Origin of the sequence: Bacillus sp. JJ1533, from assembly GCF_036965045.1 — a bacterium.
Classification (GTDB): domain Bacteria; phylum Bacillota; class Bacilli; order Bacillales; family Bacillaceae_L; genus Ferdinandcohnia.
In genome coordinates, this window is sequence record NZ_JBALOV010000054.1 from 1 (window position 1) to 22,438 (window position 22,438).

Genomic DNA, 22,438 nt, shown 5'->3' on the forward strand with positions numbered 1-22,438 from the left:
AATTATTTTGATAAAATAATTGAATCCCGCTTTTTTATATTTGCATCTTCCTTTGGGGAAACTTAATATGGAAGTTATATAAGAAAAATAGGATTTCACTATTTTTACAATAATTTTAATTACCTTTTATGATAATATGAAGAGTACATATTAAATTGCTATGGAGTATGTTGATTGAATGAAGTAAAAGGAGCCAACATGAGTAGTTCAGTTGTTTTTCAAAATGTAACAAAAAAATATAAAATGTATCGGAAGACTTCCGATAAATTATTGGATATTGCCCTGCCAAGCGGATACGGGAAAGACTTTTATGCGCTTCAGGATGTTAGCTTTAAAACTGAAAAGGGAGATGTCATCGGGGTTATCGGTATCAATGGCTCTGGGAAATCGACATTATCTAATTTAATTTCAGGCGTCATCCCTCCAACTGACGGGAATATTGATATAAATGGGCAAGTTTCGTTGATCTCAATTGCAACAGGGCTGAATAATCAACTTTCAGGAAGAGAAAACATCGAGCTTAAATGTTTAATGCTGGGATTCTCGAAGCAGGAAATTGCCGATATGATGCCTGAGATAATTGATTTTGCAGACATTGGTGATTTTATTGACCAACCTGTTAAAAAGTATTCAAGTGGGATGAAGTCACGCTTAGGTTTTGCGATTTCCGTTACCATTGATCCAGACATTCTAGTCATAGACGAAGCCCTCTCTGTGGGAGATAAGACATTCGCTGATAAAAGCTTGGCCAAAATGAATGAGTTTAAAGAACGGGGAAAGACAATCTTTTTTATCAGTCACTCAATTGGTCAAATTAAAGAGTTTTGTCAAAAGGCACTTTGGCTAGAGGCCGGAGAAATCAAAGCATATGGAACGATTGAAGAAGTAGTTCCCCAATACGAAAAATTCATTAACGATTTCAAGAAGATGTCTAAACAAGAGCAAGAGGAATATAAGAAAAAACTAAATGAACGAAGAAGTAAGAAAAAAGACGATGTTGCTGTCAAGGAACAAGAGGATAACGACAATAACAACGACAATAACGACGAGACAAAGAATAACCAAAATCAAAAAGTTGAGGCTAGGCAAAGAAGCTCATCTAATCATGCGAAAAAACATAAACGTAGGAAGAGTAAGTTTTGGCTAATTGGAATTCTCTTTGTTGCTTTACTTGGTACCGGAATTGCATTGGGATGGGATAAGTTAATGGCCACGAATCAGCCCGCCCAGGTACCTAAAGTTCAAAATGAGGTTACTGTCGAACAGGAGCCACCTAAAATAAATACAGAGGAAGTACAAGAGCCCGATATCATAGAAGAGAAACTAGATCTGCGATATGTAAATGTACCTGCCGCCAATGTTCGAGATATGCCTGAGTTAGCGAATAGCAATCGAATGTCCATGGTCTATTTCGGTCAACCTATATTGGTTCTAGAAGTTAAAAAGGATCCTGTTGAGGATATGAATTGGTTGAAGTTCATGATTCAGGACGACATCGAGGTATGGTTGAGTGAGGATGTTGTAACAACGTTTGATGAGCATGTTGACGAAGATGAATTAATCGGAAAAGTAGGCACACAGTTTAATTTGGATTTATCCAATGTAGATGAGCTATTTACGACAGATGAGGAGTTTTTGGAAGAGGAAGAATCAACTACATATACCTTTGACCAAGATGGTTATCTTTCTGAAGTTTCTTATAGTCTTCCTAACTCTGCTTACGCAGATGCAATTGTGTCTAATATGGACGAGCCACATCTTATAAATGACGAGCAAACGATGCTTTTGTATCATGGAAAAAAGTATGATTTTGTCTTTTACGCGGTTAATTCAAGCCAATTAAACACATTGGTTGTTCGTCCCGTTATACAAGACAAGGAAGCAGTGGTAGAGCTAGATTTGATTGATGAAAATGAAGAATCAGAGGAGACTCAAGTATCAGACGTAACTGGTACTGATTCTTCATCAAGTTCAAACGAAACGGAGCAAGTTACAGCGACACCGACTCCTCCGAGGCAGGAAGAGAAGCCGAAGCAGACTACGCCAAAGCCAACTTCTTCACCGAAAAAAACGGAGGAACCGACTAAACCTAAGCCAAAGCCGAAGCCTGAGGAACCTAAGGAGCCTGAGCAACCAGCTGAGCCAACACCAGCGCCAACTGACCCTCCTGAAGAACCGGTCGTTCCAGAGGAACCAACACCAGATCCGACGACACCGTCGGAACCTTAAAAAAACTGACACTAAATGGGGCGTCCCGAAGCCGAAACTTCAACTTTGGGATGCCTTTATATTTTTACAAAGGCAGAGGATAGAATGAAAGAAGTTATAAAACTTATTGCAGAATTAGTAAATACTTGTCATGATATATTGCTGGATATTACAGAACATCTAGGATTAAATCTCACGGATAAAGACCTTCATTTTTGGGTCATTGGAATAATCGGGATTTTTGCATTTGCGATTGTCCAGGTAAGTTTTAGATTTCTTGCGAAGTATAGTATCACGGCTATATCCTTCATCTATACGGCAACAATGGTAGTGATAATTGTTTTTGCGATTGAAATCCAGCAGCACATAACAGGGAGAGGACAAATGGACTTCATTGATGCTGTTGTTGGTCTATGGGGATTCCTATTATTGTTTGCTATCTATGCGATTATAAGGTTGCTGGTTTTGGGTCTGAAAAAATGGATACAGGCCGGCAAAAATAAAAAACGGCGTACAACTAGATATAAGGGTTAGTGAAGGCGTGGTGAGTTTTATTTTGACTAAAAAAATAAAAGTAATGTCAGTGTTTGGAACGAGGCCAGAGGCGATCAAAATGGCTCCTCTCGTCAAAGAACTCGAGAAATATCCTGACCAAATCGAATCAATTGTGACGGTTACGGCTCAACATCGGCAAATGCTAGATCAGGTGTTAGAGATTTTTGAAATAACACCAGATTATGATTTAAATATTATGAAGGATCGTCAGACGTTAGTGGGTATAACAACTCGTGCACTTGAGGGGCTTGATGAGGTTATTAAGAATGTAAAGCCTGACATTGTGCTCGTGCACGGGGACACATCTACGACATTTGTTGCGAGTCTTGCAGCTTTATATAACCAGGTAAGAGTGGGGCATGTTGAAGCGGGTCTTCGCACATGGGACAAGTATTCTCCGTTCCCAGAGGAGATGAACCGCCAGCTAACAGGAGTGATTGCAGATCTTCATTTTTCTCCTACGAAAAAGTCCTATCAAAACCTGGCCAATGAAAATAAGAAAGAGGACACGATTTTCATTACAGGGAATACAGCGATTGACGCGTTAAAAACGACGGTAACAGATAGCTACCAAAATGAAGTGCTTGAAAAGCTAGGCGACGATCGTCTGATCTTACTTACAGCTCACCGTCGTGAAAACTTAGGAGAGCCAATGAGAAATATGTTCCGTGCGATTAAGCGACTTGTGACGGAGCATGAGGATGTTCAGGTGATTTACCCAATGCATATGAATCCTGCCGTTCGTGAAGTGGCTGATGAAATTTTAGGAGATGACAACCGAATTCATCTAATTGAGCCACTTGGCGTATTAGACTTCCATAACTTTGCTTCAAGAGCGCATATCATCTTAACGGATTCTGGCGGCGTGCAGGAGGAAGCACCTTCACTAGGTGTTCCTGTCCTTGTTTTAAGAGACACGACAGAGCGACCAGAGGGTATTGAGGCAGGTACCCTAAAACTAGCTGGAACCGATGAAGAAACAATCTACAAAATGGCGTATGAGCTATTAAATGACAAAGAAGCCTATGAGAAGATGGCACATGCATCAAACCCATATGGAGACGGACATGCGTCACATCGTATCGTTCAAGCTATCTTATATCATTTTGGAAAGAATGATACAGCACCTGAACCCTTCCAATAAACAATCTTATTTAACTAAATTAATAATCTAGAAATGTGAAGTGACCCCCTAAGTTGGATTATGTATCCATCTTAGGGGTTTTTTATTTGAAAAGGTTGTTATAAATCTCTGGATAGAGTAGAGAATAATTTGAAATATTTTACATGAATGGTTTACCAAGATTTTCAAAACCTAATAACAAAATGCCATTAAGTAGGTGGATATCCATGAGTAAAAGAATTCTTAAAATCGTTATCGCCATAACAATGAGCGCTACACTGTACGGCTGTGCCACAAAACAGCCCGAGCCATTTGCTGATGACCAACCGCAAATCTCAAAAAATAGACAACGAACACTGACAGCTGATGATCCTAATAACAGTCTGCTCACAGCCCAAACGACCCCACTGCCTTTCGAGGATTTCAAGGAAAGATGGAACGCTCTGACGGATGCGCAAATGTCCAATCTCTATATCAAAGAATTGGAAAAGGTCACTACAGAAGATAATCACTATTACAAAGCAAACTTAACCAATCAGATTCAATTGTACGTTTACGTGAATGAAAATCATGTCGTAAAGTTAGAAGTCTTAAGCGAAGGAAAATCACAAGCAGTCATCAGTGCTATGCTCGCGAGCTGGAGTCAGGTCATCAACATCTTTCATTCAGAGCTTGAAATGCAGGATGTCGATTACTTATTTGGGCAAATTGGAGTCGGGCCGAATTTGGATCTATCAAATGTACACTCCAAATCAATTGAACATCTTGGAAAGAAGTATGAAATCGAAGTAACCGAAAATGGCTACCGATTCGCTGCCTTAGCAGAAACAACACAACCAGAATAAGGAGACGCATATGAAACGACTTCTCATCATTGTATTACTCACACTAGTATTGCTTCCCTTACCTTTCATTAAAAACAACCAAACAAATGCCTTAACCGGGCTTTTTAATATGTCCTATATTTTCTTCGGCGACCCAATTAGCTATGTCAAACAGGTTGACAAAACAAAGGGAAGCCTCCATGTAGTTTCGCCAAACTACTTTGATGTTACACCTGAAGGAAACTTGGATGTAACGTGGAAGTTAAAAACCTCCTTCATCAATGAGATGCATAATCGCGGGATAAAAGTTGTTCCTTTTCTCGCTAATCATTGGAATGCCTCGGCGGGTATCAATGGATTAAATAACCGTCAGCAATTGGCAAAGGACATTGCCGCCGCGATTGAAAAATACAATCTAGACGGGGTCAATGTTGACATTGAGGGTGTCAATCATAACTACCGGGATGCTCATACGGACTTTATTCGCCTGCTTCGAAGCTATATTCCTGCTCATAAGGAGGTATCAGTGGCGGTTGCTGCAAACCCGAATAACTGGAAAACGGGTTGGCATGGTTTTTATGATTACAAAGCTCTTTCAGACCATGCTACCTATTTGATGATCATGGCCTATGACGAAAGCTGGGAGTCTCCAGATAGCCCGGTAGGTCCGGTCTCAAGCATCCAGTTTTTTGAACAATCGATTCAATATGCGATTAATCAAGGAGTACCTAAAAGTAAAATCGTTGCCGGTCTTCCTTTTTACGGAAGGATGTGGAAGCTGGATGGTCCGACAGAAGAGGGGGTAGGTATTTATGGAAAGGGGCTGTCGAGTACACATGTCCAGCCACTTGTCGATCGATTCAATGGCTCGATCAATTTTGACGCTAACACCCAATCCTCTTACGCGAAGTTTACTGTCCCAGCAGGTCAAAGTGCATTTGTAGGAAGCACGAAATTAACGCAAGGAAACTATATCATTTGGTTTGAAAATGAGAACTCGATCACAGCAAAACTGCGTCTTCCAAAGCAATACGGGATAAAAGGTACCGGTTCGTGGGCGTTATATCATGAAACACCTGATACGTGGGATTATTACACAGCAGCATTGAATTGGGGAGAACCGGAAAAAGCTGTCACCCAACAAGGCTTTGGAACGGGGCAAATGGCGATCACGAAAACGTCTGTTAATATGCGGAACAGCGCTTCACTAGCTGGTCAAGTCATCCGTTCTTTATCAATGAGTACCCCTTTAAAAATTACAGGTCAATCGGTAACAGCGGATGGCTATGAATGGATTCCCGTCCAGACTTTAAACGGCTCAAAGGGCTATGTCGCATCAAGCTACATAAACAAATTCCGTTTACAAGAGCTTTACGGTGACAATCGCTATCAGACAAGTGTTCTCGTATCGAGTGAGGGCTGGGAAGAAACTTCTAATGTCGTCGTTCTAGGTAGAGGGGACATCCCAATTGATGCTTTAACCGGAAGTGTGCTTGCCATCAAACATAAAGCGCCTCTGTTATTAACGAGAAGCACAAAAATCCCAGAAGAAGTCCGTACAGAATTAGAAAGATTGGGGCCAAACACGGTTTATATCCTTGGAGGAGAAAGTGCAATATCTGCCTCTGTAGAATCTGAGCTAAAAAAGGCGGGCTATTCAGTAAAGCGGATTGCAGGAAACACGAGATATGAAACATCGACAAAGGTAGCGTCTGAAGTTGGAACATCAAGCGAAATTATCGTAACGACAGGGAAAGATTCTCCAGATGCGTTAGCCATTGCACCATACGCAGGACTCAAGCAATTCCCGATTATTCTGACAAAGAAGGATTACATCCCTGAGGAAGTCGCGACCTTTATCAATGGAAAAAATATCAGCAAGGCGACCATTATCGGAGGAGAAGCAGCGGTTTCTAAGAGTGTCGAAAATCAGCTTAAGAACCTTGGTATACCTAATATAGAAAGGGTTTCCGGACAGAATCGATATGAAACAAGTACAAAAATCGCAACAAGGTATAAAAGTGTTCTAAACCTATCAAGTCTTTATTTTGCAAGTGGAAAAAGCTATATCGATGCCTTACCAGGGTCTCCACTCGCAGCACTTGGAAAGTCACCGATTATCTTAGTGAACAACACGACCACCTTAGATCCGTCTGTCCAAACATTCTTAACAACAGAGCTAACGACAACACCAGATATTCACATCATCGGTGGATATAGCGTCCTAACCGAAAGGACAAGACTTAATATCTTACAACAGCTAAAATAGGTGAAAAAATGGTAAAACGATATGTCATCGGAGGGATCATTGTGACAGCTGCAATGCTGTTCCTCCTCATGGTTTTAAAAGAGGAACCGATAACCGACCAACAAGCACTTAAAATAGCGGAGGAAAACCATCAGGTAAAAAGATGGCTTGAACAACAAACAACACCGTATCCGAAAATTGCAAGCACTGAATTACCGAAAAACAGTGATATAAAAAAGAGTGTTACGAAAAGTACGGGAGATTGGGTTGTAACCTTTCATTCATCGACAGGGCAGAATCCAATGGTATTAACGATGTCCATCGATGAAAAAAGGGGTGAGGTCACCTCCGTTACAGAAGAGGATCGAGTCATTGTGTTATTTAAAGAAAATGTGGATCAAGAAATCATCGAAGAATCAAATGGTACAGTACTTGAGGTTGCGGATGAACTTCCAATTGCATCTGCAACCATCCCTACTGAAGAGGTTGATCACCTAAAAGACCACCCTGAAATTGAAGTGGTTGAAGATGACCAGCTCCTCACCATTCATCAGCAAACCCAGGACTGGGGTATCAAAAAAGTGAAAACAGCCTCTGCTTGGAGTTCGAACCTGACGGGGAAAGGAATAAAAATTGCGGCCATTGATACGGGTATCGATATAGACCACCAGGATTTAAAAATCTCTGGAGGTGCTTCCTTCGTCGATTATACAAATTCATATGATGATGACAATGGGCACGGAACCCATGTTGCAGGCATCATTGGTGCAAAAAACAATTCAGTTGGAACAGTCGGAATCGCATACGATTCCTCAATCTATGCGGTAAAAGTTCTGGACAACGAAGGATTAGGCTACCTTTCTTCAATTATCCAGGGGATTGACTGGGCGATAACTAATCAGATGGATATTATCAATCTAAGTATCGGTGCAGAGAAACCATCTGAGGTTCTTGAGATGGCGGTTAACAAAGCATATCAAAACAATATCCTTGTGGTTGCATCAGCGGGGAATCTAGGAGAAATCCCACAAACAAATACAATTGAATACCCAGCGAAATATGATTCAGCAATAGCTGTTGGGGCTGTAGATGAGAACCTAAAGCATGCCTCCTTTTCATCAACAGGGAAAGAGCTTGAAGTGGCAGCACCTGGAGAAGACATTAAAAGTACCTATAAGGATAATTCATATGCAATCATCTCCGGAACATCAATGGCGGCTCCTTATGTTTCCGGTAACCTTGCCCTTCTAAAACAAGCGAATCCAACTGCAAATGCCAAAGAATTAAGAAACATTCTTCAAAAAAATGTAGAGGATCTTGGCGAATTTGGAAGAGACCAACGATACGGATATGGGTTCATCCAAAGCTCGGCAAGTGACTCCACTCATGGGCTGAATCGGTACGAAACAAGCGTCATGATTTCAAAAAGAGGCTGGCCGACTAACGCGAGGACAGTGATTCTTGCTCGAGGTGATGCTCCAACTGATGCACTTACAGGGAGCGTACTAGCGGTTAAACATAATGCCCCCATCCTATTAACCAGACCTAATACATTACCAAAGATTGTGCTAGACGAAGTAAAGAGGCTAAGGCCATCCAATGTTTTGATTCTTGGTGGTGAAATGGCTGTTTCAAAGGGAATTGAGACACAGCTACGAGGGATTGGATACAAGGTTAAACGAATCTTCGGGGACAACCGCTATGAAACTGCTTCACTCCTATCAAAAGAAGTTGGGGAATCAGAAGAGATCTTCATCGCCACTGGTGGAAATTCACCGGATGCTCTTTCCATTGCATCCTATGCAGGAATGATACAAGCCCCTATCTTATTGACAGGAAAAGGCGCGCTCCGACAGGAAACCATCGATTTTCTAAGGCAACATGCTATCAATAAGGTGACAATTATTGGTGGCCCAGATGTAATTTCGACCCAAGTCGTACATGAATTGAGGCGATTGGGGATTCCTAAAATGGAACGTATCTCCGGGATGAATCGATATGCGACGAGCGCCACAATCATTCATACTTATATGAAATCATTTACCGGTCCAATGTATGTATCGAGTGGAGTCAGCTTTGTGGATGCATTACCTGGAGCCGCATTAGCAGCAAAAACTTCCTCACCCATCGTTCTAGTTCATCCAAGATCTATCCCAAAAGAGATAGAAGAAATAATAAAAACATATGATCAAAGTAATCCACTTGCATTACGTTTCCTTGGCGGATACTCGATTATTGAAATAGAAACAAGAGCGAAGATGGAGAAAGTCCTCATTCATTAATATGGATTTAAAAGTCATAAAATGACCTCTCATCGAACAGATGAGAGGTTCCTTATCTTAGAAGGGAACTATGCAAACTTCTGAAAAAATCCACAGCCACTGCAGGCTCTTCCTATCTGTTGTTTCGTATCAGGATTTATGTAATAAATTTCATCATGTCCACAGACAGAGCATTCCATATAATGTAACACTTCGCGGGGGCCAAACACAATGTCAAGGATTAATTCGAAAGCCAAAGCAATCAAATCCCTTCTATCTAAAATTTTTTACAATATATCATATTAAATTCGAGAAAATAGACAGAATCTGTCTGTTCTGCAGAAAAAATTACTCGACATTAGAGATCGAAAAGTCATAATGTTCAACAAAAATCGACATAAAGTCACAGAGAAGAATGAGATAATTAGTTCAATTGGATGAGTGAATAGTCCGATTGACCACAATATGGTACAAACTTTTGTTGGGATTTTGTAGATATTTGTAAAATCGTTGTATATAATTACCTTTAGAACTTAGATAACCGAACATACTATAGGAGGACAAAATGGAAGAAACAATTAGTTTAAAAGAAATATTCCAGACAATTCGTAAGCGTCTTTGGTTAATCGTAATGATTGCGGCAGTAGCAGTGGCGACTGCTGGTGTTGTGAGCTACTTCTTTTTAACACCAGTCTATCAATCTTCTACTCAAATTCTAGTAAACCAAAAAACCTCGGATCAGCCATATTTAAATCAATCAGATATCAGAACAAATATAGACCTAATTAATACGTATAACGAAATCATTAAAACACCTGCTATTTTAGACCTTGTGAAGAAGGAACTTAACCTTACTGAAACACTAGGTGATCTTATCACAGTTGGAAACTCAAACAACTCGCAGGTCATGAAAATTACCGTTCAACACACAGATCCAAAGATGGCCGTAGATATTGCCAATACAACAGCAGATGTATTCAAAACAGAAATCGTAAAAATCATGAATGTCGACAATGTAAGCATTCTTTCACCAGCTGTGCTACCAGAAGATAATGCACCTGTAAAACCGAATCCGATGCTTAACATGGCAATAGCCCTAGTAGTTGGCCTTATGGCAGGTGTAGGACTTGCATTCCTACTTGAATACTTAGACAACACAATCAAAACAGAACAAGATATTGAAAAATTACTAGAGCTTCCGGTATTAGGTGCGATTGCACAAATTAACCTTGAGGAAGAAGCTAGACATCATAGTGAATCAAGCAAAAACCGAAGAGGAAGAGGTGATTCTCTTGGCGCGTAATAAATCAAAACGCAAACAATTTCAACAACAAAATCGTAGCTTGGTGACAATGTTGAATCCAAAATCGCCTATTTCGGAACAATACCGAACCATCCGTACGAATATCCAATTCTCTACGGTAGATGAAGAAGTGCAAACAATTATGGTGACATCCTCTGGCCCAGGAGAAGGAAAATCAACGACAACAAATAATATTGCCGTTGTCTTTGCACAGCAAGGGAAAAGAGTATTATTAGTGGATGCAGATTTACGTAAACCAACTGCTCATTATTCATTCCGTATTGATAACACGACCGGGCTAACAAATGTATTAACAAGACAGGATAAACTTGAACATGCCATACGAGTAACAGACCAGGAAGACCTCTATGTATTACCAAGTGGCCCAATCCCACCGAACCCTGCAGAATTACTCGGTTCAAGAGCAATGGACCATTTTTTGAAAGAAGTCAAAGATCTTTTCGATGTGATTGTCTTTGATACGCCACCTGTACTTGCGGTAACAGACGGTCAAGTATTAGCAAATAAGGTAGATGGTGTCGTAATGGTCGTTAGTAGTGGGAAAACAGAAACAGATGCAGCTATTAAGGCAAAAGAGACCTTAACGAATTCAAAGGCGAAGCTATTAGGTGTTGTCTTGAATAATATAAAAAGATCAGAAGGCCAATATTACTATTATTATGCTCAAAAATAAGAATCATAATTAAATAGAGTCGAAAAATAACCAAAAAGGAAATGTTTACGCTTTGTAAATATTTCCTTTTCGCTTTTTTTACAGTATTCGACAAATTTCACCCGTTTCGTTAATTATACTACTATGGTACTATTATGTTTGAAAGTAATTTTGTGGAATAATTTGTCGAAAAAAGTAAATGATAGAGGATCTGATTTTCAATGATTGATATACATTGTCATATACTCCCATATCTTGATGATGGGGCGAAAGACCTAGATGAAACATTTAAAATGGCAAAAAGCGCAGTTCAAGAGGGGATTACAACCATCATTGCAACTCCTCATTATAAAAAAAGAGAATATGAAAATTCAAAAGAAAAAATTCTACAGACGGTTGAGATGGTAAATAGAGAATTATCTCAAGCGAACATCCCCCTAACAATCTTACCAGGTCAAGAACCACGTATCGATGGTGAGCTCTTACAGGACTATCAGAAGGGTGAAATACTCTCTTTAAATAATGGTGGAAAATACCTATTTATTGAGTTCCCGAGCGGTCATGTACCTCGCTATTCGGAACAGCTATTGTTTGATCTTCAATTGAATGGACTTACACCAGTCATTGTCCATCCGGAGCGAAATAGCGAAATCATCGAAAACCCCGACATCTTATACAAATTAGTGAAAAATGGTGCATGCACACAAATCACGACATCCAGTGTGACAGGACATTTTGGGAAAAAGATTAAAAAGTTTACCATGGAATTAGTGGAGAACAACTTAACTCATTTCCTAGCATCTGATGCTCATAATCTATCAACTCGTCCGTTTCGTATGAAAGAGGCATTGGATGTACTAGTGAAAGAGTACGGAGTTGCTGTAGATTACTATTTTAGAGAAAATGCGGAGCTTTTAATAGTAGGAAAATCTGTCATTAGAGATACTCCAGAACGCATAAAGAAAAAGAAGTTTTTCGGAATCTTTTGATACTAATCATTTAAGTATTGTACATAGAAAAAAGGGGAAAGAGGGGCTAGTCTTGTCATATCGAAAAAGATGGGGATCGCTGGTTATTATTGATTCAATCATCGTTTTAACGGCTATTTACATTAGTTACTTTATTTTACACCCATATTTTAAGATTTTTACGAGCACTGTACTGCTGGTGAGCTCAATCACTTTATTAGTGGGTCACCATGCATTTGCGTATATATATCGTCTTTATAAAAGAGCCTGGGAATACGCAAGTATCGGGGAATTAATCAGTATTGCAAAGGCTGTTACCTTCTCGATTGTAACATTGGGAATCGTACAATTAGTAGCGATCGGACATATCTATGTCAGAGTTCTGATGCTCACATGGATGATGCATATCCTCTTTATTGGTGGTTCGCGGTTTTCTTGGCGAATATTCCGTGATTCATTTTATAAGGAATCAAAGGATAAAAAGAAAACTTTGATCGTGGGAGCGGGTGCAGCAGGTACTATGCTGGTAAGACAGCTCCATCAAAACCACGATCTGGACTTAAAACCAATTGCCTTTGTAGACGACGATGAAAAAAAGCAGAATCTTCAAATTTATAATCTGCCAGTTTTAGGTGGAATTAATAAAATAGAAGAAATCGTCAGGAACAAGAATATCGAAAATATCATTATTGCGATTCCTTCATTAAGTAAGAAGGAACTAAATGATATCTTTCAGGAATGTAGCAAGACGAAAGCAAAGACACAAATCATGCCATTAATTGAAGATGTCATGCTGGGGAATGTAACGGTAAATAGCTTCCGTGATGTCCAGGTGGAAGACTTACTTGGAAGAGAGCCTGTCAAACTAGATACAGAAAGTATCTCTAAATATTTAACAGGTAAAACCATTCTCGTAACAGGTGCAGGCGGTTCAATCGGTTCTGAAATTTGTCGTCAGGTAAGCTCGTTTAATCCGAAAAAGCTGGTCCTAGTCGGCCACGGAGAAAACAGTATTTACCAAATTGATATGGAGCTACGCAATAAATACAAAACACAATTTGAAATCATCCCAGTAATCGGGGATGTACAGGATCGCGACCGGATGTTTGAAGTGATTGAAAAACATGCCCCCGATGTTGTGTATCATGCAGCAGCCCATAAGCATGTTCCTTTAATGGAGTACAACCCTAAAGAGGCTGTGAAGAATAATGTGTTTGGGACGAGGAATGTGGCAGAGGCTTGTCATACGTTTGGTGTGAAGAACTTCGTTCTTGTTTCGACAGATAAGGCTGTGAACCCAACGAATGTGATGGGGGCAACGAAGCGGATGGCAGAGCTTGTGATACAGAACCTTGCTCTTAGAAGTACAACTACGAAGTTTGCAGCGGTGCGATTTGGAAATGTACTTGGAAGTCGTGGATCTGTGATCCCACTATTTAAGAAGCAAATTCAGGCGGGAGGGCCTGTTACTGTTACGCATCCGGAGATGACGAGATATTTTATGACAATCCCAGAAGCTTCCCGACTTGTATTGCAGGCTGGTGCACTTGCGCGTGGTGGAGAAATTTTTGTGCTAGATATGGGTGAACCGGTAAAGATTGTGAATTTGGCGAAGAACCTGATTACTCTTTCAGGTTATACACTCGATGAGATTGAGATCCGTTTTACAGGACTTCGTCCTGGGGAGAAGATGTTTGAAGAGTTGTTGAATGAGGATGAGATTCATCTTGAAAAAGGGCAAATTTATCCTAAGATTTATATCGGAAAAACATACAATCTATATACAGAAGAAGTAAAAGAAATCTTTGAGCATGGATTAGAGCTTGACACGAAGGAATTGACTAAGAGTTTGTTAGATTTGGCAAACAATAGAGTTAAACAAAAAGCAAATATGGTTTAGTTGCATGAATTTATTATTCGTGAGAGGGATATTCCAATTAGGATACACTCATACCGGGCTATATAATCATAATCTAATTAAGGAGAAATATTAAATATGAAAGAAGCATTAGTCTGTGATAGGTTTAGACCTCTTTTTATATATTTACTCTTAAGGAGAGGTGATACAAAAAATACAATATTAATTTCGAATGATAAATTTCTTAGTAATATTCATTATGGGCATTTCGAAAAAGTAATTACTTACTCTTTATCAAATTCTAAAATTTTTGTTTTTAAAATATTTCACAATAAATTTCAACAATTCAAATTAAAATTAAAAAACTCAAATACCCTTAAACAAATAAATATTACTTATGGACAAAGGCATATTTTAGGCATGGGGTTATTTGGAAATAATAACATTATTGTAATAGAAGATGGATTACAGGATTATTTAGAAAAAGGGACAATCAAGGATAAAATTAGGGAACTCATTTTTAGATTACCATCGAAAGAAAGTAAAAGGGTAACAATGACTATACTAACTGGAATAAGGTATATACCAAGTAGTATACGAAACCCGAAAAAGATTTCTATGACTAAAGAATGGGAGAAGCTAAAAGAGTATCAGAGGAGAAAAATATTAGAATTTTTTAATGTAGAAGATGACTATTTAAATTTGATTAATGGAAGTACTTTATTAATTACACAGCCAATCTCAGAAGATAAGCTAGTGAACGAAAAGGAAAAGGAACAAATATATCTGAAATTAGTTGAAAACAACCTAGATAATCAGGTTTTAATTAAACCTCATCCACGGGATAACACTGATTATTCTTTTATAAAAAACGGGGTCAAAATACTTGATAAAAACTTTCCTCTAGAAATACCGTTACTCTTAAATATTATGCCGAAAAAAGTGGTTACTTTATACTCTAGTGTCGCATTAGACTTTGAAAAAAGTGGATGCGAGTTAGAATGGTATGGAGAGGATTTTTTTTCTAAGTCCCATTTTTATACCATTTTAAAACAATGAAATACTTAGTATTTCTACAGTTTGAATGAACTAAAAACTAGGAGTTTAATTAATGAAAAAAATTTGGTTATCTATACTATTTTTTGAATTCGGAACTTTATTTACTTACTTATTATTATTTAGTCTAGAGTTGCCGCTAATTGTTTACGAATGGATGTTGGTGATTGCATTTATTCTTGCATGTGTCTTATCAACAAAAGAAAAGTTTTTTAATATTTTTCAAATATTTTTGGGGACATTCTTCATATTTAATCTGTCAAGGATTTTTTTAAAACTAATAAATGATTCAAATTATAGGGAATTGGATTTATTTTATTCTGGTGTGCTGAGTTACACAGATTCAATTGAACTTTTAAAAGTTTATACAGTATTTATTTTTGGTATAACAATTGCATGGACTTTGAATTATATCTTTTTAAAACAGCATGAGCAAACTTTTGTTGCTCTAAAATTAATAAGTATAAAAAACTTTATAACATATGGGCTAGTTGTTTATTATGTACTCTTTTTTATCAAAATGCTAATAACAATAAAACTAACTCAACAATTTGGTTATTTATACATTTTCACAGGCGGAATATCGAACTACAACTTTCCTTTTTTTCTAACTGGAGTTGAGAATATAACAAGGTTTTTATTTATTTTATACCTATTTTTGAATAAAAGTAAGGTTAATAAATTCATAATAATGGGTTATTTATTTGTTCTATTATTCGGTATGCTTTCAGGTCAACGTGGTCCTGGATTAGTTACATTGCTGCTTATTGCATGGATTTACTCAGAAAGGTATAAAAAAATAAATTTGAGGAAGGTTCTTTATATAAGTCTGTTTAGTATTTTAGCAACCCGATTTATAGCAGTATTTCGTTATGATAATAAAGAATCTATAACTGAAAATATAATTTTTAAATTTTTGAATTCCCAAGGTATTTCTATGAATATTCTTGCTGAACTAATAACATTCAAAGATAAATTGGTATATAATGGAAATGTGTACTTCTTTCATTATTTTAAAATATTATTTAATCCGAATCAAGGCGGGCAGACCATAGAAAGATTAAATAATACAACGTATTTAGGTGATCAACTTACCTATTTTTTATCACCAGAAATATATTTAGCTGGAAGAGGAACCGGGACTTCATTAGTAGCAGAATTTTATGATTTGACACAAACTAATATGTTCCTATTTTTCACAGTAAGTCTTTTGTTTATGTTTGGGTCCCTTTGGTTAGCAAAAAACTTTCAAAGAAATATATTTCTTTTTATTATCGGTTTTAATTATTTTTACAGTTTTATATATTCACCAAGAGATTCAATAGGAAAATCATTGAATTATATAAAAAACGACTTCCTTCTATTAATATGTGTAGTATTGATTGCATCAATACTGTATAAAAGTAGAGATGTATTTGTAACACACACTTATAAAAGGAGAGGTATAAATGCATAAGATTTTGCTAGTATGTTATGGTGGAGGACACGCTAGAATAATAGAAAAGGTATATCAGAAACTAAGTGAGACCACAAATTTTAAAATTGAAATATTGGCATTCACAGCTGCTGTACCATATTTTAAGAATAAAAACATTAAAATAAAAACTATTTTAGATTATGAAATTAAGACAGATGAGGGTAAAAACAAACAAGAAATTGAAAGTCTCATTCCGGTATATAAAGATAATGCATTAATGACCAAAGAAGAACACTACAAATACAACTATTTATCAATATATGACTTATTAGAATCATTCTCATATAACAAGGTTAAAAACTTAATTCAGAAGTTTGGACGCAGAGTATACTTACCGAAGAATACCATGAAACAAATTTTAATGATTGAAAAACCCAGTTTACTAATTACTACAAGTTCTCCAAGAATGGAAAAAGCGGCTTTAATTAGTGCTAAAAAACTTGGGATTAGATCAGTAAGTATTGAGGATTTGTTTGGTAAAGTGAGGAAGATTGACCTTGAAATAGATGAAGAAATTGGAACAAACGAATATAGCAGAACTTTCGGAGATAATATATTTGTAATGAATAATTTAGGAAAACAAAACTTATTAAACTTAGGAATTGACGAGGAAAGGATAGTAATAACTGGAAACCCCAATTTTGATGATTTAATAAATTTTAATAATATTGAAAAAATAAACCAACTTAAAAGTAATATGAATATCCCTGAAGACAAAACAAAAATTATATATTTGGCACAACAAACTGATTATGTAGATCAAATAATGTCGAGGCTAAAAGAAATTATTAAAAATAACAATTTTTATTTAATTGTAAAGTTACACCCAAACCAAGGTGTTTTCCATATAAATGAAAAAAACATCTTGGTTGTTAAGGATAATTTATACGACTATATTAGTATGGTAGATTTAGCAATAACCGAATACTCTACTACTGGATTAGAGGCTTTGTTGCTTAAAAAGAAATTAATTTCTATTCAACTGTCAAATGAGTTTAATGAGGTTATTCCATTTAGAAACTTAGGCAACACTACAGTAATAAATAGCATTGATGATTTGGAGGAAACCTTAATACACTCGTTAAATCAGGTTTATAAAGAAACACCAGAAAATTTTAAACAACCATTTAATGCTACAGATAAGATAATAAATGTTTTGATTAAAATAACTCAGGAGGAATTACTTGATGCTTAAATGTATTTTCATAACAAACAATCCTGAAATAGCAAAATATTGTGAACAAAGTAATGTGGATATTATTTTAATAGATACTGAAGTGAATGGCAAATATGAGAGACAAAAACATATGGATAGTGTTAAGTCAAATCATAGATTAGAGGATATTCCTAAAGTCAAACGCGTTTTGGAAAAGGCAAAAGTAATGACAAGGATTAATCCGTACTATGTAGGGACTAAAATGGAGGTAGAAAAGGCTATTCAGTTTGGTACAGATATAATAATGTTGCCTATGTTTAAAACAAGCGAAGAAGTTAAGAAGGTAAGTGAATATATAAATGGTAGAGTAGAATTTATCCCTTTATTGGAGACAAGTCAAGCCTTAGTAAGGATAAACGACATTTTAGATGTTAAAGGAATAAAGAGAATACATCTCGGATTGAATGATTTACACCTAAGTTTAGGATTAGACTTTATGTTTGAGTGTCTAAGTGGAGGAATTGTTGAATATTTAACAGAAAAAATAATAGAAAAAGGTATTGAAGTAGGGATAGGAGGAATATCAAGACTCGGAACAGGGAAACTTAAAGCTGATCTGCTCCTAAGTGAACATGTTAGACTAGGTTCAAATCAGGTTATTTTATCAAGAAGTTTTCATCAAAATATTACTGAGGTAGCCCGACTAAAAACAGAAATAGATTTAAAAAAAGAAGTAATGAAATTAAAAAATGAATATTTAAGACTAGCATTATTACCTAATAGTGAGTTAGAGAAAAATAAATTATTACTAAATGAAAGTATGAAAAACATTATTAGAGAGGATTTAGTCAATGTATAAATTGATTTTTAAAAGAGTAATAGATATTGTATTATCCTCTATGTTTTTAGTAATTACTCTTCCAGTATTATTGTGTATTAGTTTTCTAATTAAGTTAGATTCTAGAGGCCCGATAATATTTAAACAAGCAAGGTTAGGTTTGAATGGCAGGTGCTTTAGGATATATAAGTTTAGAACAATGGTTGATAATGCTGAAAAAATTGGCCCGAAGTTTACAAGTAATAACGATAGACGTATTACAAAGATAGGATATTTATTAAGAAAAACTAGTTTGGATGAATTGCCACAATTTATTAATGTAATAAAGGGAGAAATGTCTTTAGTTGGTCCAAGACCTGATATTTTTAATGAGGAGTTAGATGAATTTTTAGTGAAAAGATCATCTGTAAAACCAGGTATTACTGGTTATGCACAAGTTAATGGTAGAAGTAATTTATCTAAAGAGGAAAGAGATAAGTATGATTTGGAATATGTTAATAACTACTGTCTACTAATGGATGTTAAAATCATTTTAAAAACTATAAATATAATCATTCTAAGAAAAGGGACTAATTAATTTATAAAAGCCTAATTGAATCGTAAAAGGAGAAAAAAAATGTGTGGAATAGCTGGTCAAGTTGCAATTAATAAAAATGTTAAATTGGATAATCAAAATTTAGATGAAATGCTTAAAGTTATAGTTCACAGAGGACCTGATGGAATGGGGAAGTATATTGATCCGAATATCCATATGGGAATGAGGAGATTAAGTATTATTGATTTAGAAGGTGGTTGGCAGCCAGTATATAATGAAGACAAAACCATCGCGGTAGTTTTTAATGGAGAAATATATAATTATAAGGAATTAAGAAATATTCTAATAAATAAGGGGCATGTGTTCAGTACAAATTCTGACACAGAAGTAATTGTACACTTATATGAAGAATATGGTGAAAACTTTATTAAGTATCTAAATGGAATGTTCGCTATATCACTTCATGACAAAAGTGCTAATAAAGTACTACTCATAAGAGACAGACTGGGCATAAAGCCATTTTACTATTATTTAAAGGGAAACGTGTTGTATTTTTCTTCCGAAATTAAATCTATTTTACAATGTAAAGGGGTAGAGAGGACTGTAGATATTGTAGCTATGAATCACTATTTAAGTTATAACTATGTTCCTTCTCCTTATACTATGTTTAAAGGTATTAAAAAGTTAAAACCTGGTAACTATATTAGGATAACAGAAGGTAATCTAAACGAAATAGAATATTGGGATGTACCTTTAAATATCTCCAATAATAAGTCAGAAGATGAGTTAATCGATGAATATAATAATATATTGGATGATGCAGTAAAGTTAAGATTGAGAAGTGATGTGCCAGTAGGTGCCTTTTTAAGTGGAGGGTTGGATTCGAGTACTATTGTGGCTAAAACAAAAAGTATTCTTAAAAAGCCATTTTATACTTTTTCTATAGGTTTCGGAGAAACAGAATATAGTGAATTACCATATTCAGAAATGGTTTCAAAAGAGTTTGGTACTAATCACATGACTAAGGTAGTAAAACCTAATTTAATAGAAGAATTACCAAAAGCAATATGGCACTGTGATAATCCTCATGGTGATGTTTCATTTATGCCAACAAATACCGTATCAAAGTTAGCTGCTACTAAAGTAAAGGTAGTATTAACGGGAGACGGAGGAGATGAACTTTTTGGGGGCTATGATAAATATAAAGAAATATCTTGTTTTGATACAAAGGAAGAGGACTATAGAGAATATTTTGAAAAGGTAAGTGTCTACAATTTAGAGGCAAAAGAAACTCTCTATTCACAACCATATAAAGATTTATTAGCAGAAGAAATAGATTCATTCAACATTATTAATGAGTATTTTGAAAAAGCTAAAAATGAAAGTGCTGATTTTTTAAATCACATTCTTTATAGTGAGATAAAATTACTTCTTGAAGGAAATAATTTAGTTAAACCAGATAGAATGGGGATGGCGGAATCTATCGAGGCTCGAGTTCCTTTTTTAGATTATAGAATGGTAGAATTTGCAGCAAGAATCCCATCAAAATTGAAAATTAATAGGAACCAAACCAAATATCTCATGAAAAAAGCTGCAGAGGACTTTCTTCCAAATGAAATTATTTATAGAAAAAAACAAATGTTTACGGTACCTATCGGAGAGTGGTTTAAGAAGGATCTTAAAGATTTAACTTACAATGTCTTACTCGATGAAAAAACCCTAAATAGAGGATACTTTAACAGAGAAGCTATAGAACAGTTATTAGATGAACATATGAATAATAAGAAGGATAGAACCAGAGAACTTAGAAGTTTGTTAATTTTAGAAATCTGGCATAGAATGTTCATCGATAATCTATACAGTAATCCGCCTACATTAGAACAATTAGGTATAAAAATATAAAAAATAATTTACCAATTAATTTAATGATATAAGAAAGTAATAACAGATAAAAAATGATGGAATTAATAATTTTTAAAGAGGCTGTGAGGATATTGAAAGAGAAATTAGGAAGAACGATTGTATTTATACCTATCAGAGGTGGGAGTAAATCAATACCACTTAAAAATATTAAATTAATTAATGGACGCCCCCTTGTATATTGGTCCCTTGATGCAGCTGTTAGATGTAAAGAAGTGGACAAAGTGGTTGTATCAACAGATAGTAAAGACATTAAAGAAGTGATTGATAGATATGATTCAGAAAAAGTTATAGTGATTAATAGATCTAAAGAGGTTTCAACAGATACAGCTTCTACTGAATCTGTAATGTTAGAATTTGTTGAAAAATATGACTTCGAAAGCATAATTTTAGTACAGGCAACTTCACCCCTATTAAAAAGCAAACACTTGTCACAGGGGATAGATAAATTTAATCAACCGGAAATTGATAGTGTTGTATCTGTAGTTCGTCAAAAAAGGTTTCTTTGGCAAGAAAAGTGTAAGACTGCTAATCCAGTTAATTATGATCCTTTTAATAGACCAAGACGCCAAGACTTTCAAGGATATTTAGTTGAAAATGGTTCTTTTTATATAACATCTCGACAAAGATTAATAGATACAAAATGCAGAATTTCAGGAAATATAGGAATAGTAGAAATGCCCGAAGAAACATATTTTGAAATTGATGAACCAACTGACTGGACAATAGTCGAGGGACTAATGAAAAGGAAATAAAGCCTGGTTCATTTAAAGTTTTCTTAAGTTAATTAGGATAAAAGGCTAATTAATAGTTTTTACCCATACAGCTTTTATTTATGAACTAAACTGGAGTTTAAAGATGATGCCACGATTTAGTAAAGGATTAATAAAAAATTTAAAACTGAAATTTTTTAACAATAAAGTCATTAATAATATTGCTTGGTTAATTTTTGATAAGGTCTTTGTATTGCTAATAGGATTGATTGTAATTGTAAAAATAGCAAACCATTTTGGCCCTTCAGAATATGGAATATATGAATACGCATTGAGTATAACTACTTTACTAGGTGTAATCGTACAATTCGTTGATGGTAGAGTGGTAAAAAAAAGTTATAAAGGTATTAACGATGGGGAAGTTTTAGTTAATACAACTGTTGCTAAAATCGTGTTAAGCCTAATATCTTTTATTTTGGGTATATGTATACTTTTATTAATGCCGGAAGCTGAGAATGGAAAGTTCAAAGTTATCTATTTGTTACTTTTAATTAATAATATTTTATTAAATCTTGGATTTGGAATACAAAATTATTTTGAATACAAGTTAAAATCAAAAAATGTTGTTATTGCCGCTAACATAGCAACAATATTAAGTTCAATCTTACAGTTGAGTATGATAAGTTTAGGATTTTCTATAATTAGTATTGTAGTTATTATTC

The 22,438-nt window shown here is 35.6% G+C and carries 18 protein-coding genes; all 18 read left to right on the forward strand.

Annotated elements, in window-relative coordinates; translation table 11 throughout:
* Positions 1-198 precede the first annotated feature (198 nt).
* Positions 199-2,229, forward strand: coding sequence for a teichoic acids export ABC transporter ATP-binding subunit TagH (gene tagH / locus V7138_RS23835; protein ID WP_438824398.1), 2,031 nt, complete (start codon positions 199-201; stop codon positions 2,227-2,229).
* An 84-nt stretch (positions 2,230-2,313) separates the two neighbouring features.
* On the forward strand, positions 2,314-2,742 hold the full coding sequence (locus V7138_RS23840; RefSeq protein WP_335402363.1) for a hypothetical protein: 429 nt from the start codon (positions 2,314-2,316) through the stop codon (positions 2,740-2,742).
* A gap of 22 nt (positions 2,743-2,764) precedes the next feature.
* Positions 2,765-3,907: a non-hydrolyzing UDP-N-acetylglucosamine 2-epimerase gene (wecB, locus tag V7138_RS23845; protein WP_335402364.1), complete on the forward strand. Its 1,143-nt coding sequence runs from the start codon at positions 2,765-2,767 to the stop codon at positions 3,905-3,907.
* A gap of 206 nt (positions 3,908-4,113) precedes the next feature.
* Positions 4,114-4,731: an LptM family lipoprotein gene (locus V7138_RS23850; RefSeq protein ID WP_335402365.1), complete on the forward strand. Its 618-nt coding sequence runs from the start codon at positions 4,114-4,116 to the stop codon at positions 4,729-4,731.
* Between the two features lie 10 nt (positions 4,732-4,741).
* Positions 4,742-6,979, forward strand: coding sequence for a cell wall-binding repeat-containing protein (locus V7138_RS23855; protein WP_335402366.1), 2,238 nt, complete (start codon positions 4,742-4,744; stop codon positions 6,977-6,979).
* Between the two features lie 8 nt (positions 6,980-6,987).
* Complete coding sequence (locus V7138_RS23860) at positions 6,988-9,240, forward strand: S8 family serine peptidase (protein ID WP_335402367.1); 2,253 nt, start codon at positions 6,988-6,990, stop codon at positions 9,238-9,240.
* Between the two features lie 544 nt (positions 9,241-9,784).
* Positions 9,785-10,522 carry a YveK family protein gene (locus V7138_RS23865; protein WP_335402369.1) on the forward strand — a complete coding sequence of 246 codons (738 nt, stop codon included), beginning with the start codon at positions 9,785-9,787 and terminating at the stop codon, positions 10,520-10,522.
* Entirely contained in the window at positions 10,512-11,216 is a 705-nt protein-coding gene (locus V7138_RS23870) for a CpsD/CapB family tyrosine-protein kinase (protein WP_438824397.1), read from the forward strand. Before V7138_RS23865 ends, V7138_RS23870 begins: the two co-directional genes overlap by 11 nt.
* Before the next feature lie 200 nt (positions 11,217-11,416).
* Positions 11,417-12,184, forward strand: coding sequence for a tyrosine-protein phosphatase (locus V7138_RS23875; RefSeq protein WP_335402371.1), 768 nt, complete (start codon positions 11,417-11,419; stop codon positions 12,182-12,184).
* Between the two features lie 52 nt (positions 12,185-12,236).
* On the forward strand, positions 12,237-14,063 hold the full coding sequence (locus V7138_RS23880) for a polysaccharide biosynthesis protein (protein WP_335402373.1): 1,827 nt from the start codon (positions 12,237-12,239) through the stop codon (positions 14,061-14,063).
* Positions 14,064-14,159: 96 nt separating this feature from the next.
* The gene (locus V7138_RS23885; RefSeq protein WP_335402375.1) at positions 14,160-15,080 is read left to right on the forward strand and encodes a glycosyltransferase family 52; all 921 of its coding nucleotides are present in this window, start codon (positions 14,160-14,162) and stop codon (positions 15,078-15,080) included.
* Positions 15,081-15,132: 52 nt separating this feature from the next.
* On the forward strand, positions 15,133-16,533 hold the full coding sequence (wzy, locus tag V7138_RS23890) for an O-antigen polysaccharide polymerase Wzy (RefSeq protein ID WP_335402376.1): 1,401 nt from the start codon (positions 15,133-15,135) through the stop codon (positions 16,531-16,533).
* Positions 16,526-17,749 carry a CDP-glycerol glycerophosphotransferase family protein gene (locus tag V7138_RS23895; protein ID WP_335402378.1) on the forward strand — a complete coding sequence of 408 codons (1,224 nt, stop codon included), beginning with the start codon at positions 16,526-16,528 and terminating at the stop codon, positions 17,747-17,749. The genes wzy and V7138_RS23895 overlap by 8 nt, the downstream gene beginning before the upstream one ends.
* The gene (locus V7138_RS23900; RefSeq protein WP_335402381.1) at positions 17,742-18,569 is read left to right on the forward strand and encodes an aldolase/citrate lyase family protein; all 828 of its coding nucleotides are present in this window, start codon (positions 17,742-17,744) and stop codon (positions 18,567-18,569) included. Before V7138_RS23895 ends, V7138_RS23900 begins: the two co-directional genes overlap by 8 nt.
* Entirely contained in the window at positions 18,562-19,125 is a 564-nt protein-coding gene (locus V7138_RS23905) for a sugar transferase (protein WP_335402382.1), read from the forward strand. Before V7138_RS23900 ends, V7138_RS23905 begins: the two co-directional genes overlap by 8 nt.
* Before the next feature lie 39 nt (positions 19,126-19,164).
* Positions 19,165-20,985, forward strand: a complete 1,821-nt coding sequence (gene asnB, locus V7138_RS23910; protein WP_335402384.1) for an asparagine synthase (glutamine-hydrolyzing) — start codon at positions 19,165-19,167, stop codon at positions 20,983-20,985.
* Positions 20,986-21,077: 92 nt separating this feature from the next.
* Entirely contained in the window at positions 21,078-21,758 is a 681-nt protein-coding gene (locus V7138_RS23915; RefSeq protein ID WP_335402385.1) for an acylneuraminate cytidylyltransferase family protein, read from the forward strand.
* Positions 21,759-21,861: 103 nt separating this feature from the next.
* On the forward strand, positions 21,862-22,438 hold a 577-nt coding region (locus V7138_RS23920), incomplete at its 3' end, for a hypothetical protein (RefSeq protein WP_335402386.1).

Excerpts from the sequence above, each read along its gene's own strand:
- tagH (WP_438824398.1), top strand. The coding sequence starts at position 199 with ATGAGTAGTTCAGTTGTTTTTCAAAATGTAACAAAAAAATATAAAATG.
- V7138_RS23840 (WP_335402363.1), top strand. The coding sequence starts at position 2,314 with ATGAAAGAAGTTATAAAACTTATTGCAGAATTAGTAAATACTTGTCAT.
- V7138_RS23850 (WP_335402365.1), top strand. The coding sequence starts at position 4,114 with ATGAGTAAAAGAATTCTTAAAATCGTTATCGCCATAACAATGAGCGCT.
- V7138_RS23855 (WP_335402366.1), top strand. The coding sequence starts at position 4,742 with ATGAAACGACTTCTCATCATTGTATTACTCACACTAGTATTGCTTCCC.
- V7138_RS23860 (WP_335402367.1), top strand. The coding sequence starts at position 6,988 with ATGGTAAAACGATATGTCATCGGAGGGATCATTGTGACAGCTGCAATG.
- V7138_RS23865 (WP_335402369.1), top strand. The coding sequence starts at position 9,785 with ATGGAAGAAACAATTAGTTTAAAAGAAATATTCCAGACAATTCGTAAG.
- V7138_RS23875 (WP_335402371.1), top strand. The coding sequence starts at position 11,417 with ATGATTGATATACATTGTCATATACTCCCATATCTTGATGATGGGGCG.
- V7138_RS23885 (WP_335402375.1), top strand. The coding sequence starts at position 14,160 with ATGAAAGAAGCATTAGTCTGTGATAGGTTTAGACCTCTTTTTATATAT.
- wzy (WP_335402376.1), top strand. The coding sequence starts at position 15,133 with ATGAAAAAAATTTGGTTATCTATACTATTTTTTGAATTCGGAACTTTA.
- V7138_RS23895 (WP_335402378.1), top strand. The coding sequence starts at position 16,526 with ATGCATAAGATTTTGCTAGTATGTTATGGTGGAGGACACGCTAGAATA.
- V7138_RS23900 (WP_335402381.1), top strand. The coding sequence starts at position 17,742 with ATGCTTAAATGTATTTTCATAACAAACAATCCTGAAATAGCAAAATAT.
- V7138_RS23905 (WP_335402382.1), top strand. The coding sequence starts at position 18,562 with ATGTATAAATTGATTTTTAAAAGAGTAATAGATATTGTATTATCCTCT.
- asnB (WP_335402384.1), top strand. The coding sequence starts at position 19,165 with ATGTGTGGAATAGCTGGTCAAGTTGCAATTAATAAAAATGTTAAATTG.